Raw genomic sequence first — 16,653 nt, 5'->3', positions numbered from 1 at the left:
ATGATTCTCAGAAAACTCTTCGGCTTCGTCGCGACCGCCGTCATCCTTCTCGTCGCGATCCTGATCGGGCGCTCGCTGTGGGTGCACTACATGGACGATCCGTGGACGCGCGACGGGCGCGTGCGCGCCGAGATCGTCAACGTCGCGCCGGACGTGTCGGGCGCGATCGTCGAGCTGCCCGTGCATGACAACCAGCTCGTGAAAAAGGGCGACCTGATCATGCAGATCGACCCGTCGCACTACCAGATCGCGGTCGAGCAGGCCCAGGCAGCCGTCGCCGCGCGCCGCGCGGAACTGCAGATGCGCCGCGACGATGCGACCCGCCGCGCGGATCTCGATGCGCTCGTCGTGTCGAAGGAAAACCGCGAGAACGCGGCGCACAGCGCGTCGAGCGCCGATGCGCAGTACCAGCAGGCGATCGCCGCGCTCGACGCCGCGAAGCTCAATCTCGAGCGCACGCGCGTCGTCGCGCCGGTCGACGGTTACATCACGAACCTGCAGACGTTCAAGGGCAACTACGCGGTGGCCGGCCAGGCGAAACTCGCGATCGTCGACAGCCATTCGTTCTGGGTCTACGGCTACTTCGAGGAAACCAAGCTGCCGCGCGTGAAGATCGGCGCGCCGGCCGAAATGCGGCTGATGAGCGGCGGCGTGATGAAGGGCCATGTCGAAAGCATCTCGCGCGGCATCTACGATCGCGACAATCCGCAAAGCCGCGACCTCGTCGCGGACGTGAACCCGACCTTCAACTGGGTGCGCCTCGCGCAGCGCGTGCCGGTGCGCATCCGGATCGACGAGGTGCCGGCCGACGTGGTGCTGTCGGCGGGCACGACCTGCACGGTCATCATCGATCCGGACCAGCGAAAGAAGTCCTGATGGCCGGACGGCCGGGCGCGCTCACGCAGCGATGCGAAAGCGCCCGACCAGCGACTTCAATGCCTGCGCCTGCTCGTCGAGCGCATTCGCCGCGGCGGCCGCCTGTTCGACGAGTGCCGCGTTCTGCTGGGTGCCTGAGTCCATCTGCGTGACCGCGTGGCCGATCTCTTCGATCCCGGCGCTCTGCTCGTCCGATGCCGCGGAAATCTCGCCGATGATGTCGGTCACGCGCTTGACCGCGCGCACGACGTCGCCCATCGTGCGGCCCGCATCGTGCGCGAGCGCCGCGCCGTTCGCGACGCGCTCGACCGACGCGCCGATCAGCGCGCGGATCTCCTTTGCCGCCGTCGCCGCGCGCTGCGCGAGCAGGCGCACCTCGCCCGCGACCACCGAGAAGCCGCGCCCCTGCTCGCCGGCGCGCGCGGCCTCGACCGCCGCGTTCAACGCGAGAATGTTGGTCTGGAACGCGATCCCCTCGATCGTCCCGATGATGTCGCGAATGTTCTTCGCGCTGTCGTCGATCTCGCTCATCGTCGCGACCACCCGCCCGACGACTTCACCGCCCGTCTCCGCGACGGCCGACGCATTGGCCGCGAGCGTGCTCGCCTGGCGCGCATTCTCGGCGTTCTGCCGCACGGTCGACGTGAGCTGCTCCATGCTGGCCGCGGTGCGCTCGAGCGCGACGGCCTGCTGCTCGGTGCGCCGCGACAGGTCGAGATTGCCGGTCGAGATCTCGCCGGACGCGGCCGCGATGGCCTCGGCGCTGACGGCGATCTCGCCGACGGTCGCCGCGAGCCCCGTCTGCATCTCGGCCAGCGCGCGCACCATGCTGTCGCGGTCGTGCCGGCCGAGCGTGATCGGCCGCGTCAAGTCGCCGCGCGCGATATCCGCGGCGATCGCCTTCGCATGCGCGGGCTCGCCGCCGAGCTGCGACGCGAGGCGGCGCACGACGCGCTCGGCGATCACGATCGCGAGCACGATCAGCGCGGCCGTCATCGCCGCGATCATCGCGAACGACGACGAGAAGATGGTGGCGGACGCATCGAGCGTCGCCTTCGACTTCTCGCCGCGCGTCTTCACGAGGTCGGCGACGAGTTTCTCGAGCTTGCCGGTTTCGACCAGCAGCGACACGTCCTGCGTACCGACCTGCCAGTTCATCTGCGACAGGTCGAGCGGCTGCGCGCGCACCAGCGTGACGAAATCGCGCAGATGCGCGCTCCACGTGCCGACAGCCGTCGAGAACGCACGCAGCCGCGCCGAATCGTCGGCATCGGCCGGATCGGCGTAGCGCTGCAGCGTGCCGAGCGCCTGCCCGATCGACGCGAGCCCCGCGCCGACCTCGGCGCCCAGTTCGTCGCGCTCCTTCGCGGTGGTGGCGGTCAGCAGCATCTTCTGCGCACGGCTCGCCCGCAGCAGCTCGGCCCGGACCTCCTGCGCCGCGCGGCTCGCGACGTGGCCCTGCTCGTAGACCGACGCGATCGACGCGTTCAGCCGGCTGATCTGCCACAGCGAAAACACGCCGATCGCGAGCGTGCCGGCCAGCAGGATCGCGAATGCGGCGCGCAAGGTCGACTTGACGGTCCACGGCCGGCGCTCGCGACGCGCCGCTCGCGTGCGCCGTGCGGCGCGACCGGCGGCCGCACCTGGCTGCGGATGCAATGATGCTGCTTTCATCGATATATCCCCGTATGGATCACGTTGCCGGAAAGGTCGGTTCCGGCGTTCCCGCGACGGCTGGCCATGCCGCGCGTCCTGCGCCCGCACGGCGGGTAGCCGGTGCCGGGCGCGGCGCGCCTGTTGTCATTGGGTTCATCTACGGCCGCCACCGCCGTTTCTTGAGTCCGGTCATACGCGCATCCGGGCCCCGGCGCGGCTCCGCGATCGGGCGGACACGCCGCCAGCGTTATACCCGGTCAAAAAAACGGGCACCGGCCGATCCGTCACATGAATGTCCGATTCGCGATAAAACTTGGCCTGACATTCCCGATACGCCACATTACACTTCTTTGACGCAGCAACGATTCAAAACGCGCCGATCCCCATCAGAGCGCGCCCGTCACCTCAACTCGTTCAGCTCACATGGAAACCAGCCTCGACACCGGAGTCGCCGGCGCAGCCGCCGCCCAGCCGTCCGCGCCACCCGTTCCCCGCACCGTCTATCCGGTGCTCGGCGCGATCAGCTTCTCGCACATGCTCAACGACATGATCCAGTCGTTGATCCTCGCGATCTACCCGATGCTCAAGAGCCAGTTCGCACTGTCGTTCGCGCAGATCGGCCTGATCACGCTCACCTACCAGATCACCGCGTCGCTGCTGCAGCCGCTCGTCGGCCTCTATACCGACAAGCGCCCGAAGCCGTATTCGCTGCCGGTCGGCATGGGCTTCACGCTCGCGGGGCTGCTGCTGATGTCGGTCGCGCCGAGCTTCCCGGTGCTGCTGGTGGCCGCGGCGCTCGTCGGCTGCGGTTCGTCGGTGTTCCATCCGGAATCGTCGCGTGTCGCGCGGATGGCGTCGGGCGGCCAGCACGGGCTCGCGCAGTCGGTGTTCCAGGTCGGCGGCAACGCGGGTTCCGCGCTCGGGCCGCTGCTCGCCGCGCTCGTGATCATTCCGCACGGCCAGCACAGCATCGCGTGGTTCTCGGCGGCCGCGCTCGTCGCGATGGTCGTGCTCACGCAGATCGGCCACTGGTACAAGAAGCATCCGTCGATGAAGAAGAAGGCCGTGTCGGCCGGCCACCCGACGCTGTCGCGCGGCCGCGTGATCGGCGCGATCGGCGTGCTGGTGCTGCTCGTGTTCTCGAAGTACTTCTACCTCGCGAGCATCAACAGCTATTTCACGTTCTACCTGATCGACAAGTTCCACCTGTCGGTGCAGGCCGCGCAGATCCACCTGTTCGTGTTCCTCGCGGCCGTGGCGGCCGGCACGCTGATCGGCGGGCCCGTCGGCGACCGGATCGGCCGCAAGTACGTGATCTGGGTATCGATTCTCGGCGTCGCGCCGTTCACGCTGCTGCTGCCGTACGCGAACCTGTTCTGGACGAGCGTGCTGACCGTGATCATCGGCATCGTGCTGGCGTCGGCGTTTGCCGCGATCCTCGTCTACGCGACGGAACTGATGCCCGGCAAGGTCGGGATGGTCGCGGGCCTGTTCTTCGGCTTCGCATTCGGCCTGGGCGGCGTCGGCGCGGCCGTGCTCGGCCAGCTTGCCGACGCGACGAGCATCACGTTCGTCTACAAGGTGTGCTCGTTCCTGCCGCTGATCGGCGTGCTGACGGTGTTCCTGCCGAACCTCGAAAGCAGCCGGCGCAAGAAGGCGTGACGAGCCGGCCGCGGCGTGCGCGCCGCGGCCGGTCGACCGGCTTGACAGGAGAAAACGACGGCGGCTTCAGGCCGCCGTCGTCGCATGCAGCGTCAGGAAACGCTTGAGGATGCCGGACGAGTAGCTGCTCGCGATCGCCGACAGGAAGTGCGAGAACGACTGCGTCGCGTGATCGTCGGCCGTATCGGAGATCGTGCGCACGAGCGCGAACGGCACGTCGTGCTCCGCGCACACCTGCGCGATCGCCGCCCCTTCCATTTCGACCGCGAGCGCGTCCGGCAGCGCATCGCGCAGCGCGACGACCTCGCTTTCGCTCGACACGAACCGGTCGCCGCTGATGATGAGTCCGGCGTGCAGCTGCGCGCCGGCCAGCCCGAAGCGCTCGGCGAACTGTGCGCCCTCTTCCGCGACGAACAGCGTGCATGCGGCCCTGAGACGGGCCGTCAGTTCCGCGTCGGTCGCGAAACGCGTGATGCCGAGCAGCGGCACCTCGTAGCGCGGAAAGAGCGGCGATGCGTCGAGGTCGTGCTGCAGCAGCGTGTCGGCCACGACGACGTCGCCGACGCGCACCGTGCGCGACACGCCGCCCGCGACGCCGGTGAACACGACACCCGCGACGCCGAACACGTGGATTAGCGCGCTGACCGTCGCGGCGGCCGCGACCTTGCCGACCCGCGCGAGCGTGACGACGCAGGCCGCGCCGTGCACGGTGCCGACGTGATAATCGCGACGGCCGAGCGTGACCGTCTTCATCGCGCCGTCGGCGCGCATCGCGGCGATCAGGTCGCCGAGTTCCTCGGGCAGCGCGGCCAGAATGCCGAGCGGCCGAGCCGCCGGCGTCACATCCCTGTCGATACCCATCATTCCACCGCCTGCAGTTTCGCGACCGCGAGCGCGAGCCATTTCTCGCCGTGCCGCTTGAACTTCACCTGTGCCTTCGCATCGGTGCCATTGCCTTCGAGCGCGGTCACCGTGCCTTCGCCGAACTTGGTATGGAACACCTGCTGGCCGACCCGGAAGCCGGTGTCGGCCGCGCGCTGCTTGTTCGCGAACGCGGGCAGCGGCGCGGTCACGGCCGCGTCGACGATCTGCTCGCGGCTACCGCCGCCCGGCCGCGCGAACCAGTCGCGCCCGTACCCGGCGTTGTCCGAACGCCCGCCCCAGCGCGAACCGGCCTCGACCTTCGGCGTCAACCACTTCAGCACGTGCTCGGGCAGTTCGTCGAAGAAGCGCGAGCGCACGTTGTAGCGCGTCTGGCCGTGCAGCATCCGGCTTTGCGCGAACGACAGGTAGAGCCGCTCCTTCGCGCGCGTGATCGCGACATACATCAGCCGGCGCTCTTCCTCGAGGCCGTCCGATTCGAGCACGCTGTTCTCGTGCGGGAACAGCCCTTCCTCGAGGCCCGTGATGAACACGGCCGAGAATTCGAGCCCCTTCGCCGCGTGCACCGTCATCAGTTGCACGGCGTCCTGCCCGGCCTGCGCCTGGTTGTCGCCGGCTTCCAGCGACGCATGCGACAGGAAGCCCGCGAGCGGCGTCATCGTGTCGGGGTTCTGCGCCGGGTCGCCGAGCGACGCCGGGTCAAGCACGTCGACCGCCGGATCATCCGTCGCCGCGCCGAGCTCGGGCGCCGCGATCGCGCCCGCGCGCAGCGGGATCGAACGGGCCGGCGTATCGAGCCCGTAGCCTTCCTCGGCGACGAACGCGGTGGCCGCGTTCACGAGTTCCTGCAAGTTCTCGAGGCGGTCCTGCCCTTCGCGCTCGCCCTGGTAGAAATCTGAAAGGCCGCTCGCGCGCACCACGTACTCGACGGCCTCGGGCAGGTTCATCTGCTGCGTGTCGGCGCGCATCTTCGCGACCAGGTTCGCGAACCCGCCGAGACTCGTGCCGGCCTTGCCGGTCACGTACGGAATCGCGGCGGCCATCGAGCAGCCGTACAGGCGCGCGGCGTCGGCCAGTTGCTCGATCGAGCGCGCACCGATCCCGCGGGTCGGGAAGTTCACGACCCGCACGAACGCCGTATCGTCGTTCGGGTTGTCGATCAGGCGCAGGTACGCGAGCGCGTGCTTCACTTCCTGACGCTCGAAGAAGCGCAGGCCGCCGTACACGCGGTACGGGATGCCCGACGACATCAGCGTATGCTCGATCGAACGCGACTGCGCGTTGCTGCGGTACAGGACGGCCACTTCGCTGCGGGCCATGCCGGTGTTGATCAGCGAGCGGATCTCCTCGACGATCCAGCCGGCCTCCTGCGAATCGGTGCTGGCCTCGTACACGCGCACGGGCTCGCCGTGGCCCGCGTCGGTGCGCAGGTTCTTGCCGAGGCGATGCGCGTTGTTCGAGATCAGCTGGTTCGCCGCGTCGAGGATGTTGCCGTGCGACCGGTAGTTCTGCTCGAGCTTGATCAGGTTGCGCACGCGGAATTCGTCTTCGAAGTCGCGCATGTTGCCGACGTTCGCGCCGCGGAACGCGTAGATCGACTGATCGTCGTCGCCGACCGCGAAGATCGCGTTCTGGCCGCCCGCGAGCATCTTGAGCCACGCGTACTGCAGCTTGTTGGTGTCCTGGAACTCGTCGACCAGGATGTGCTTGAAGCGCGCCTGGTAGTGCGCGCGCAGCGGCGCGTTGTACGCGAGCAGCTCGTAGCAGCGCAACAGCAACTCGGGGAAATCGACGACACCCTCGCGCTGGCACTGCTGGTCGTATGCCTGGTACAGCTCGACGAACTTGCGGTTGAAGCTGTCGGTTGCGTCGACCTTGTCGGGGCGCAGCCCCTGCTCCTTCGCGTTGTTGATGAAGTACTGGACGTTCTTCGGCGGGTACTTCTCGTCGTCGACGTTCGCCGCCTTCATCAGCCGCTTGATCGCGGACAGCTGGTCGGCGGTGTCGAGGATCTGGAACGTCTGCGGCAGGCCGGCGTCGCGCCAGTGCGTGCGCAGCATCCGGTTGCAGAGGCCGTGGAACGTGCCGATCCACATGCCGCGCGTGTCGATCGGCATCATCGCCGACAAGCGCGCCATCATCTCGCGCGCGGCCTTGTTCGTGAAGGTGACGGCGAGCACGGTGGGCGGCGACGCGTAGCCCTGCTGGATCAGCCACGCGATGCGCGTGATCAGCACGCGGGTCTTGCCGCTGCCCGCCCCTGCGAGGATCAGCGCCGGTTCGTTCGGCAACGTGACGGCGGCGTGTTGTTCGGGGTTCAGATTGGCGAGCAGATCGGGCATGGAGCGGCAGCGGGCGGGCGAGAAAAATGCGGACCCGACATTATAAGTCGGCCGCGCGCCGCCGTTCCCGATCCGTTCGATCGCGTGCCGCGAGCGCGTTGCGGCCGCCTCGCGACGGGCCCGCGCGGGCAAGGCGATGGCTGGCCGATGGGCATCCCTTTATAATTGTCAGATTCGGCATCCAATTCACGCATATTTCGGCAGATTTCCAACATGAGCGACAACACGCTTGCGAAGAGTTTCGAACCCCACACCATCGAAGCCCAATGGGGGCCGGAGTGGGAAAAACGCGGTTATGCCGCCCCGGCGTTCGACCCGGCGCGCCCCGATTTCGCGATCCAGTTGCCGCCGCCGAACGTGACGGGCACGCTGCACATGGGCCACGCGTTCAACCAGACGATCATGGACGGCCTCGCCCGCTACCACCGGATGCTCGGCGAGAACACGCTGTGGGTGCCCGGCACCGACCACGCGGGGATCGCCACGCAGATCGTCGTCGAGCGCCAGCTCGACGCGCAGGGCGTGTCGCGCCACGACCTCGGCCGCGAGAAGTTCGTCGAGCGCGTGTGGGAATGGAAGCAGCAGTCCGGTTCGACGATCACGGGCCAGGTGCGCCGCCTCGGCGCGTCGACCGACTGGTCGCGCGAATACTTCACGATGGACGACAAGATGTCGGCCGCCGTGCGCGACGTGTTCGTCACGCTCCATGAACAGGGCCTGATCTATCGCGGCAAGCGCCTCGTCAACTGGGATCCGGTGCTGCTGACCGCCGTGTCGGATCTCGAAGTCGTCAGCGAAGAAGAAAACGGCCACCTGTGGCACATCCGCTACCCGCTCGTCGACGGCTCCGGCTCGCTGACCGTCGCGACGACGCGTCCCGAGACGATGCTCGGCGACGTCGCGCTGATGGTCCACCCGGAAGACGAGCGCTACGCGCACCTGATCGGCAAGCTCGTCACGCTGCCGCTGACGGGCCGCGAGATCCCGGTGATCGCCGACGACTACGTCGACCGCGAATTCGGCACGGGTGTCGTGAAGGTCACGCCCGCGCACGATTTCAACGACTACCAGGTCGGCCTGCGCCACAACCTCACGCCGATCGAGATCCTGACGCTCGACGCGAAGATCAACGACAACGGCCCCGAGCAGTATCGCGGCCTCGACCGCTTCGACGCACGCAAGGCGATCGTCGCCGACCTCGACGCGCTGGGCTTCCTCGACTCCGTGAAGCCGCACAAGCTGATGGTGCCGCGCGGCGACCGCACGGGCGTCGTGATCGAGCCGATCCTGACCGACCAGTGGTTCGTCGCGATGACGAAGCCGGCGCCGGAAGGCACGTTCCACCCGGGCAAGTCGATCACCGAGGTATCGCTCGACGTCGTTCGTGACGGCCAGATCAAGTTCGTTCCGGAAAACTGGACGACCACCTACTACCAGTGGCTCGAGAACATCCAGGACTGGTGCATCTCGCGCCAGCTGTGGTGGGGTCACCAGATTCCCGCGTGGTACGGCGAGAACGGCGAGGTGTTCGTCGCGCGCAGCGAGGAAGACGCACGCGCGAAGGCCGCCGCGCAGGGCTACACGGGCACGCTGACGCGTGACGAAGACGTGCTCGACACGTGGTTCTCGTCGGCGCTCGTGCCGTTCTCGTCGCTCGGCTGGCCGAACGAAACGCCTGAACTGCAGCACTTCCTGCCGTCGTCGGTGCTCGTCACGGGTTTCGACATCATCTTCTTCTGGGTCGCCCGGATGGTGATGATGACCACGCACTTCACCGGCAAGGTGCCGTTCCATACCGTCTACATGCACGGCCTCGTGCGCGACGCGGAAGGCCAGAAGATGTCGAAGAGCAAGGGCAACACGCTCGACCCGCTCGACATCGTCGACGGCATCGACCTCGAAACGCTGGTCGCGAAACGCACGACGGGCCTGATGAATCCGAAGCAGGCCGCGACGATCGAGAAGAAGACGCGCAAGGAATTCCCGGACGGCATCCCCGCGTTCGGCACCGACGCGCTGCGCTTCACGATGGCATCGATGGCGACGCTCGGCCGCAACGTGAACTTCGACCTCGCGCGCTGCGAAGGCTATCGCAACTTCTGCAACAAGCTGTGGAACGCCACGCGCTTCGTGCTGATGAACTGCGAAGGCCACGACTGCGGCAGCGACAAGCCTGAAGTCTGCGGCGCGGGCGACTGCGGCCCGGGCGGCTACCTCGACTTCTCGGCGGCCGACCGCTGGATCGTGTCGCTGCTGCAGCGCACCGAGGCCGATATCGCGAAGGGCTTCGCCGATTACCGCTTCGACAACGTCGCGACCAGCATCTACAAGTTCGTGTGGGACGAGTACTGCGACTGGTATCTCGAACTCGCGAAGGTGCAGATCCAGAACGGCACGCCGGAACAGCAGCGCGCCACGCGCCGCACGCTGCTGCGCGTGCTCGAAACGGTGCTGCGCCTCGCGCACCCGGTCATCCCGTTCATCACCGAAGCGCTCTGGCAGAAGGTCGCGCCGCTCGCGGGCCGCTATCCGCAAGGCAAGGCCGAGGGCGAAGCGTCGCTGATGACGCAGGCGTATCCGGTCGCCAACCTGCAGAAGATCGACGAGGCGTCCGAGCAATGGGCGGCCGACCTGAAGGCGATCGTCGACGCATGCCGCAACCTGCGCGGCGAGATGAACCTGTCACCGGCGACGAAGGTGCCGCTGCTCGCGGCCGGCGATGCCGAGCGCCTGCGCTCGTTCGCGCCGTACGTTCAGGCCCTCGCGCGCCTGTCGGAAGTGCAGATCCTCGCGGACGAGGCAACGCTCGACAAGGAAGCGCACGGCGCGCCGATCGCGATCGTCGGCCCGAACAAGCTGGTGCTGAAGGTGGAAATCGACGTCGCGGCCGAACGCGAGCGCCTGTCGAAGGAAATCGCGCGCCTGACGGGCGAGATCACGAAGTGCAACGCGAAGCTCGGCAACGAGGCATTCGTCGCGAAAGCGCCGCCGGCCGTGGTCGAACAGGAGCAGAAACGCGTCGCGGAATTCCAGAGCACGCTCGAAAAACTGCGTGCGCAGCTCGATCGGTTGCCTGCGTAACAATCGGTAAGGCCGTTTGCGTTCACTATAATGGGGACGTGAACATACATCGTCTGACAAGTCGATTACAGGAATAAAGGTTCGATCATGTTGAAAGTCACCAAGGCGGTATTCCCCGTTGCCGGTCTCGGCACGCGGTTCCTGCCGGCAACGAAGGCGAGCCCGAAGGAAATGCTGCCGGTCGTCGACAAGCCACTGATCCAGTACGCGGTCGAGGAAGCGATCGCCGCCGGCATCACCGAGATGATCTTCGTCACAGGGCGCAGCAAGCGCGCGATCGAGGATCACTTCGACAAGTCGTACGAGGTCGAGGCGGAACTCGAGGCACGCGGCAAGGAAAAGCTGCTCGAGCTCGTGCGCAGCATCAAGCCGAGCCATGTCGACTGCTTCTACGTGCGCCAGCCGGAAGCGCTCGGCCTCGGCCATGCGGTGCTGTGCGCGGAGAAGCTTGTCGCCGACAACCCGTTCGCGGTGATCCTTGCCGACGACCTGCTCGACGGCAACCCGCCCGTGATGAAGCAAATGGTCGACGTGTTCGACCACTATCACAGCTCGGTGATCGGCGTCGAAGAGATTCCGCCGTCGGAGACGAAGTCGTACGGGATCGTCGACGGCAAGGAATGGGAAGAGTCGATCGTGAAGATGTCGGCGATCGTCGAGAAGCCGGCGCCGGAAGTCGCGCCGTCGAACCTCGGCGTGGTCGGTCGTTACATCCTGAAGCCGCGGATCTTCGAACACCTGCGCGCGCTGAAGCCCGGCGCGGGCGGCGAGCTGCAGCTCACCGACGCGATCCAGGCGCTGCTCACCGATGAACAGGTGCTGGCCTACAAGTACCAGGGCACGCGCTACGACTGCGGCAGCAAGCTCGGCTACCTGAAGGCGACGGTCGAATTCGCGCTGCGCCACCCGGAAGTCAGTGCGGAATTCGAAGCCTACCTGCGCACGCGCGGCGGCGCGCATCCGGCCGCCTGAACGCGGCAAGGGCTCGCCCCGGCGGGCCCGCCCTCACCTTACCGGCCGACGCTTCAGCGCGCTTCGGCCGGCTTCACCGAGACGACGCCCGGCATTGCGCCCGCGTCGTCTTTTTTCGTCTTGACCAGCCAGCCGCCGCCGGCGTCGAACGGCACCTTCGCGAGCGCGCTCTTCACGAGTGCCGGCGCGGCCTGCTGCGTGCCGGGATCACGATCGCGCAACGCAGCCGACACGCGGTAGACGTCGGCACCCGATTTCGCATCGACGAAACGCAGCGTCAGCACGTGGCGATACACGGTGCCCATGAACGGCAGCGCGAACGGTGCCGGCCCGTCGACCGTCACGCACGCGCTGCTCGCGGCGCCGCACCGGTCGGCGCTCGCCGCGACCGAGGCCGGCTGCGTGGCGTACGCGATCGACAGCCGGTAGCGCGCGGCCGCGAGCGGCTGCGCGTCGAAGCCGCGGCGCGCGAGCTCGTCGTGCACGAGCGTCTCGATCTGCCGGTACTCGGCATCATTGGCCTGCGCGGCCGTCCGCACGAAATCGTAACCGTGCGCGCCGGATGCAAACGCATTCGGCTGCCCGACCGCACTCACGCCGCTCGTCACGCCGGCGCAACCCGCCAACAGCGACGCCGCAAGCGCGGCCGCTGCCCATTGCTTTCTCATGACTTTCCCCAAATGCCTGCCGTCGCGCCCGGCCCTGTCAGGCGGACGGCTCGTCGATCGAGGGCAGCGACACCGTCACCGCGGTGCCGACCCCCACTTCGCTGTCGACCGTCACGCTGCCCCCATGGCGCGTGACAACCGTCTTCACGAATGCCATGCCGAGCCCGGAACCCGAAATCTCGGGCCGCTCGCCGGCGTGGAATCGCTTGAAACGTTCGAACAGATGCCGCTGATCTTCCGGCGCAATGCCGTACCCCTGATCGCGAATCGTACAGAACATCCGCTTCGACGCGTGCTCGACCGTCAGCGTACACGTGATCACGGTGTCGGACGGACTGTATTTGACCGCGTTGTTCATCAGGTTCACGAAGGCGCGCGTGATCAGCGAGCGATCCGCGCGCACCCAGCACATGTCGGCGCCGACCTCGGTGTCGATGCGGATGTGCTTCGCCTGCGCCTGCGGCCACACCTCGTCGCTCGCATCGATCAGCACGTCGACGAGGCTCGTCACTTCGAACTGGTACGCCTGCGACTCCGCGCGCGCCAACTGCACGAACTCGTCGGCGAGCGACAGCGCGCGGTGCGCATAGCGCTCGATCCGCGCGAGCAGACCGCGCGTCGCGTCGGTCTCGACGCGGTCGCGCTCGATCTCGACGAGCGCGAGGATCGAAGCCTGCGGCGAGCGCATGTCGTGCGACAGCAGGTGCAGCGCTTCCTCGCGATGCCGCTCGGCCGCGTGCAGCTCGGTCACGTCAACGAGGCCGGCAATCCAGCCCGTCACGCGGCCCTGCGCGTTCGTACAAGCCGCGTAGCGTAACAGATGGTCGAGGCCGTCGCGATCGCGCACCTCGATGCCGCGCGCCATCGCGTCGTGCTCGGCCTCGAGCGTCGGGTCGAGCGCGGCCGGCCAGTGCTCGCGGATCGTCGCATCGTGCTCGGCGTTGCCGTCGACGGTCTTCATGAACGTCAGCTCGCCGAGCGCGGTGCGCAGCGGCCGCCCTTCCGGCAACGGCAGCGCGAGTCGCGACCCGTAGCGCTTCGCCGCATGGTTCGCGATCAGCACCGTACCGGCCAGGTCGGTCACGAAGATCGGCTCGGGCATGCTGTCGAGGCTGTCCCACACGAAGCGCTTCATGTCCTGCACGCGCTGCGCGGCTTGCGCCATCAGCGCCATCTGACGCTCGAGCACGTCGCCGCCGACGCTGCGCGTGCGCGGCGCCTCGGGCAGCAGGTGCGGCTCGTCGGCGAGCCGCTGCAGCTCGCGGCGCAGGTACGACATCGTCATTTCCAGGCGCCGCCAGTTCCAGATCGGGTAGACGGCGATCAGCCCGAAGATCGCGGGCGCCGGCGACAGCCAGATGCGCGCCTCGAACAGCAGCGCCGTGCTCGCGACGACGGCGAGCGCGGCGAGGCTCAGCGTCAGCAGCAGCGCGCGCCACGGCGACAGCATCAGGAAGCCGCCCAGCAGCGCGGCGAGCGGCAGCAGCGACGCGGCGAACAGTCCCAGGCGCGACGCCGGCGAGATCGCGCTGCCGGTCGCCAGCATGTCGAGCACGTTGGCATGGATATACACGCCGGCGAGCGGGCCGAAGTCGCCGGACACGGGCGTCGCGAAGCGGTCGTACAGCCCCGACGCCGTCACGCCGACGACGACGATCTTGCCGCGCAGCGCGTCGGGCTTCACGCGCCCTTCGAGCACGTCGTCGAACGACAGCGTCGGATAGGCGGGCGTGTTGCGGCTGAACGGGATCAGGTAGCGGCCCTCGCCGGCCGCGTCGCGCGACAGGTCGTGCGCACCCGCGCCCGGCGCGCCGCCGGCAGGACGCAGCCGGCCGCCCTGGATCGCGCGGTAGACGGGCACCATCAGTTGCGGCCAGCGCACGCGGCCGTCGCTTTCGAACAGCGCGACGCTGCGCACGATGCCGTCGCGATCGACTTCGAGGTTGATGTGGCCGAGCCCCATCGCACGCGCCGCGAGCGCGGCCACCGGCGGATCGACGGTGCGCGTGCCGTCCGCCTGCTCGGGGCTCAGCAGCACGGGCAGGAAGGTCGGCACGTGGGTCATCGCGTCCGCGAACGCGCGATCCTGCGGCGACGGTTCGGTAAACAGCACGTCGTAGACGACGGCGGCCGGCTGCGCGCGGGCCAGCGTGTCGAGCAGCCGCGCATGCACGTCGCGCGACCACGGCCAGCGGCCGAGCGCCGATACGCTCTGGTTGTCGATGTCGACGACGACCACGTCGGGTGACAGCGGCAGGCTGCGCTGCATCAGCAGCCGGTCGTAGATCAGCCCGTCGACGCTCGACGACAGGCGGCCGAGCGCACACGCGAGAATCACCGCGATCCCGAGGCAGCCGATCGCGATCCATTCGATCAGGAAGCGGCGGCCGAGATGCCGCCGCGGGGAAACGGAGTCGGGTTTCATGCGCCGCGGATCAGCGCGACAGCGTGAACGCGCTGACCGGACTGGTCTTCTCGTAGAACTTGCCGCCTTCGTATTCCTCGACGGTCACGGCCCAGTAGTAGTCGCCGGGCGGCAGGTGCGCGATCGTGATCTTGCGCGCCTGCAGGCCGACCTCGTCGACGACCGGCGCGCTCAGGTCCTTCGAGCGCGACAGCACGAACCGGTAGCGCGCATCCTTGCCCGAACCGTTCGGCGACCAGCGGAATTCGTAGCCGCTCGCGCCGGGCGACGCACTCGCGTCGAGCCCCATCAGGCGCCGCTCGAACGCATAGATCCGCGGCACGCCTTCGAGACCGTTCTCGTCGATCGCGGCCACCCGCACGAAATACGTGCCGTTCGGCACATCGCGGAACACCGCGCGCGACGAGACGGTGCGCGTTTCGCGGAACGGGTCGAGCATCCCCGCGTCGTGCGCGATCTGCAGGTGGTACGCATGCGCCTGTGCGAGCGGCGCGACGTCGAACGCGACGTCGGGCTCGTCCTGCACCTTGTCGGGATGCGCAAGCGCCGGTGCGGTCAGCAGTTCGACCGGTGCACCGACCGCGCCGGACGACGTCGCGACGCTGCCGAAGTTCGCATGCACGAGCGTCGGGTCGGCCGCCTGCCGATGACCCGCGACGCCGACGGTGCCGTCGAGCACTTCGACGCGCGTCGACGCATTGCCGGCCGCGTCGTAGTTCACGCGAAAACGCGTGCCGCGCACGCCGGCGACGACCGACGGCGAACGGATCTGGAAGCGGTCATCGCGTTTCTTCAGATGGGTGACTTCGCTTTCGACCGAGCCGCGCGTGAGTTCGAACTCGCGATCGAGCGTGCCGGTCAGCACGGTGCGGCGCAGCGACTTCAGGTCGAGCTGGCTGTCGGGCGGCAGGCTCATGTGCGTGCCGTCGGTCAGCTCGAGCGTGACGAAACCGTTCGGGCCGGTGCGCACGCGGTCGCCCTCGGCGAGCGTCGCATCGTTCGCGAGCGGCGCGTAAGCGCCGCCGGACGCGCGTTCGGCCGTGCCCTGCACCGCGACGACGCGCGCGGTCAGCTTTTCCTTGCGCAGCCGCGCGACCGGCAGCTTCAGCGCGACGCCGGGCTGCAGGTGCTTCGGCGCGGGCACGCCGTTGATCCGCTGGAGCAGTTGCCAGTCGTCCGCGCCCTGCAGGTAGCGCGCGGCGACGTCGTACAGCGTGTCGCCCGCCTGCGTGCGGTAGACCACCATCTTGCCGGCGTCGGCAGGCGGTTGCGCAGCCGCATGTTGCGCGGCGAACGCGAACGCGACCGCGCAGGCCGTGCGCAACGCCACCGTGCGCAGGTTCGCCGTGCGCTGCGTGACGCCCGCGATCACTCCGGTTCTCCCTGGCCGACCCGCTCGAGCCGGTAGCCGTAACCGTAGATCGGCGCGAGGCGATAGCCGTTTTCGGGCCGCAGGCCGAGCTTGGTGCGCAGCATCGAGATGTGCGTATCCATCGTGCGCGACGGGATGTCGGTCGCCTGCTTCCACACGAGATCGAGAATGTGTGCGCGCGACAGCGGCCGGTCGAGATGCTGGAACAGCAGCAGCGCCAGTTCGAATTCCTTCTGCGTGAGGCTCACCGCCTTGTCGCCGACGTACGCCTGCTTCAGGTTCACGTCGAAACGGAACTGGTCGAACTCGCGAACGGTCGCCTCGGCATTGACCGGATAGGCGCGGCGCAGCAGCGAGCCGATGCGCGCGCGCAGGATCGGGCCCGAGACGGGCTTGACCACGTAATCGTCGGCGCCGGCGTTGAGGATCTGCGTGATCCCCGCCTCGTCGTCGCGACTCGTCATGAAGATGATCGGCAGGCTGTGCTCGGTCTGATTGGCGCGCACCCACTTCAGCACTTCCTCGCCTGACATGTCGGGCACGTTCCAGTCGAGCACCAGCAGATCGAACGTCTCGCGCTGCAGACGCTTCTTCAGGGCCTTGCCTTCCTTGAACGCATAGCACGTATGGCCAACGGCCGTCAGCGTTTGACTGACGAAATCCGTCTGGGCCGGATCGTCATCCAGTACAGCAATTCTCATAGCACCCCGCAAATCA

At 67.9% G+C, this 16,653-nt stretch carries 11 protein-coding genes; 4 read left to right on the top strand and 7 right to left on the bottom strand.

What is annotated here, in order from left to right; genetic code table 11:
- Positions 1-876, top strand: coding sequence for an efflux RND transporter periplasmic adaptor subunit (locus tag ACTRWB_RS36635; RefSeq protein ID WP_446904783.1), 876 nt, complete (start codon positions 1-3; stop codon positions 874-876).
- A gap of 21 nt (positions 877-897) precedes the next feature.
- On the opposite strand, the gene ACTRWB_RS36630 is transcribed toward ACTRWB_RS36635, so the two are convergent.
- Positions 898-2,550 carry a methyl-accepting chemotaxis protein gene (locus ACTRWB_RS36630; protein WP_446904782.1) on the bottom strand — a complete coding sequence of 551 codons (1,653 nt, stop codon included), beginning with the start codon at positions 2,548-2,550 and terminating at the stop codon, positions 898-900.
- Between the two features lie 405 nt (positions 2,551-2,955).
- Here ACTRWB_RS36630 and ACTRWB_RS36625 point away from each other — a divergent pair, with 405 nt between their 5' ends.
- Complete coding sequence (locus ACTRWB_RS36625; RefSeq protein WP_419687064.1) at positions 2,956-4,194, top strand: MFS transporter; 1,239 nt, start codon at positions 2,956-2,958, stop codon at positions 4,192-4,194.
- 66 nt (positions 4,195-4,260) lie between these two features.
- Here ACTRWB_RS36625 and ACTRWB_RS36620 read toward each other — a convergent pair whose 3' ends face one another.
- Both ACTRWB_RS36620 and ACTRWB_RS36615 read right to left on the bottom strand, forming a co-directional pair.
- Complete coding sequence (locus ACTRWB_RS36620; protein WP_338639285.1) at positions 4,261-5,058, bottom strand: 5'-methylthioadenosine/adenosylhomocysteine nucleosidase; 798 nt, start codon at positions 5,056-5,058, stop codon at positions 4,261-4,263.
- The gene (locus ACTRWB_RS36615; protein ID WP_446904781.1) at positions 5,055-7,418 is read right to left on the bottom strand and encodes a UvrD-helicase domain-containing protein; all 2,364 of its coding nucleotides are present in this window, start codon (positions 7,416-7,418) and stop codon (positions 5,055-5,057) included. The genes ACTRWB_RS36620 and ACTRWB_RS36615 overlap by 4 nt, the downstream gene beginning before the upstream one ends.
- A 213-nt stretch (positions 7,419-7,631) precedes the next feature.
- Here ACTRWB_RS36615 and ACTRWB_RS36610 point away from each other — a divergent pair, with 213 nt between their 5' ends.
- Positions 7,632-10,499, top strand: coding sequence for a valine--tRNA ligase (locus ACTRWB_RS36610; protein ID WP_193098198.1), 2,868 nt, complete (start codon positions 7,632-7,634; stop codon positions 10,497-10,499).
- 87 nt (positions 10,500-10,586) lie between these two features.
- Entirely contained in the window at positions 10,587-11,471 is an 885-nt protein-coding gene (galU, locus tag ACTRWB_RS36605; RefSeq protein ID WP_129514362.1) for a UTP--glucose-1-phosphate uridylyltransferase GalU, read from the top strand.
- A gap of 53 nt (positions 11,472-11,524) precedes the next feature.
- On the opposite strand, the gene ACTRWB_RS36600 is transcribed toward galU, so the two are convergent.
- The 4 genes from ACTRWB_RS36600 to ACTRWB_RS36585 are packed head-to-tail and all read right to left on the bottom strand — an operon-like array spanning position 11,525 to position 16,637.
- The gene (locus ACTRWB_RS36600) at positions 11,525-12,139 is read right to left on the bottom strand and encodes a DUF4136 domain-containing protein (RefSeq protein ID WP_419687059.1); all 615 of its coding nucleotides are present in this window, start codon (positions 12,137-12,139) and stop codon (positions 11,525-11,527) included.
- Between the two features lie 37 nt (positions 12,140-12,176).
- On the bottom strand, positions 12,177-14,564 hold the full coding sequence (locus ACTRWB_RS36595; protein WP_419687057.1) for a CHASE2 domain-containing protein: 2,388 nt from the start codon (positions 14,562-14,564) through the stop codon (positions 12,177-12,179).
- 10 nt (positions 14,565-14,574) lie between these two features.
- The gene (locus ACTRWB_RS36590; protein ID WP_446904780.1) at positions 14,575-15,936 is read right to left on the bottom strand and encodes a FecR domain-containing protein; all 1,362 of its coding nucleotides are present in this window, start codon (positions 15,934-15,936) and stop codon (positions 14,575-14,577) included.
- Positions 15,933-16,637, bottom strand: coding sequence for a response regulator transcription factor (locus tag ACTRWB_RS36585; RefSeq protein WP_006490421.1), 705 nt, complete (start codon positions 16,635-16,637; stop codon positions 15,933-15,935). The genes ACTRWB_RS36590 and ACTRWB_RS36585 overlap by 4 nt, the downstream gene beginning before the upstream one ends.
- Between the last annotated feature and the right edge of the window lie 16 nt (positions 16,638-16,653).

It is taken from the genome of Burkholderia sp. YIM B11467, from assembly GCF_052952715.1.
This window is presented reverse-complemented; position numbering and strand designations above follow the sequence as displayed.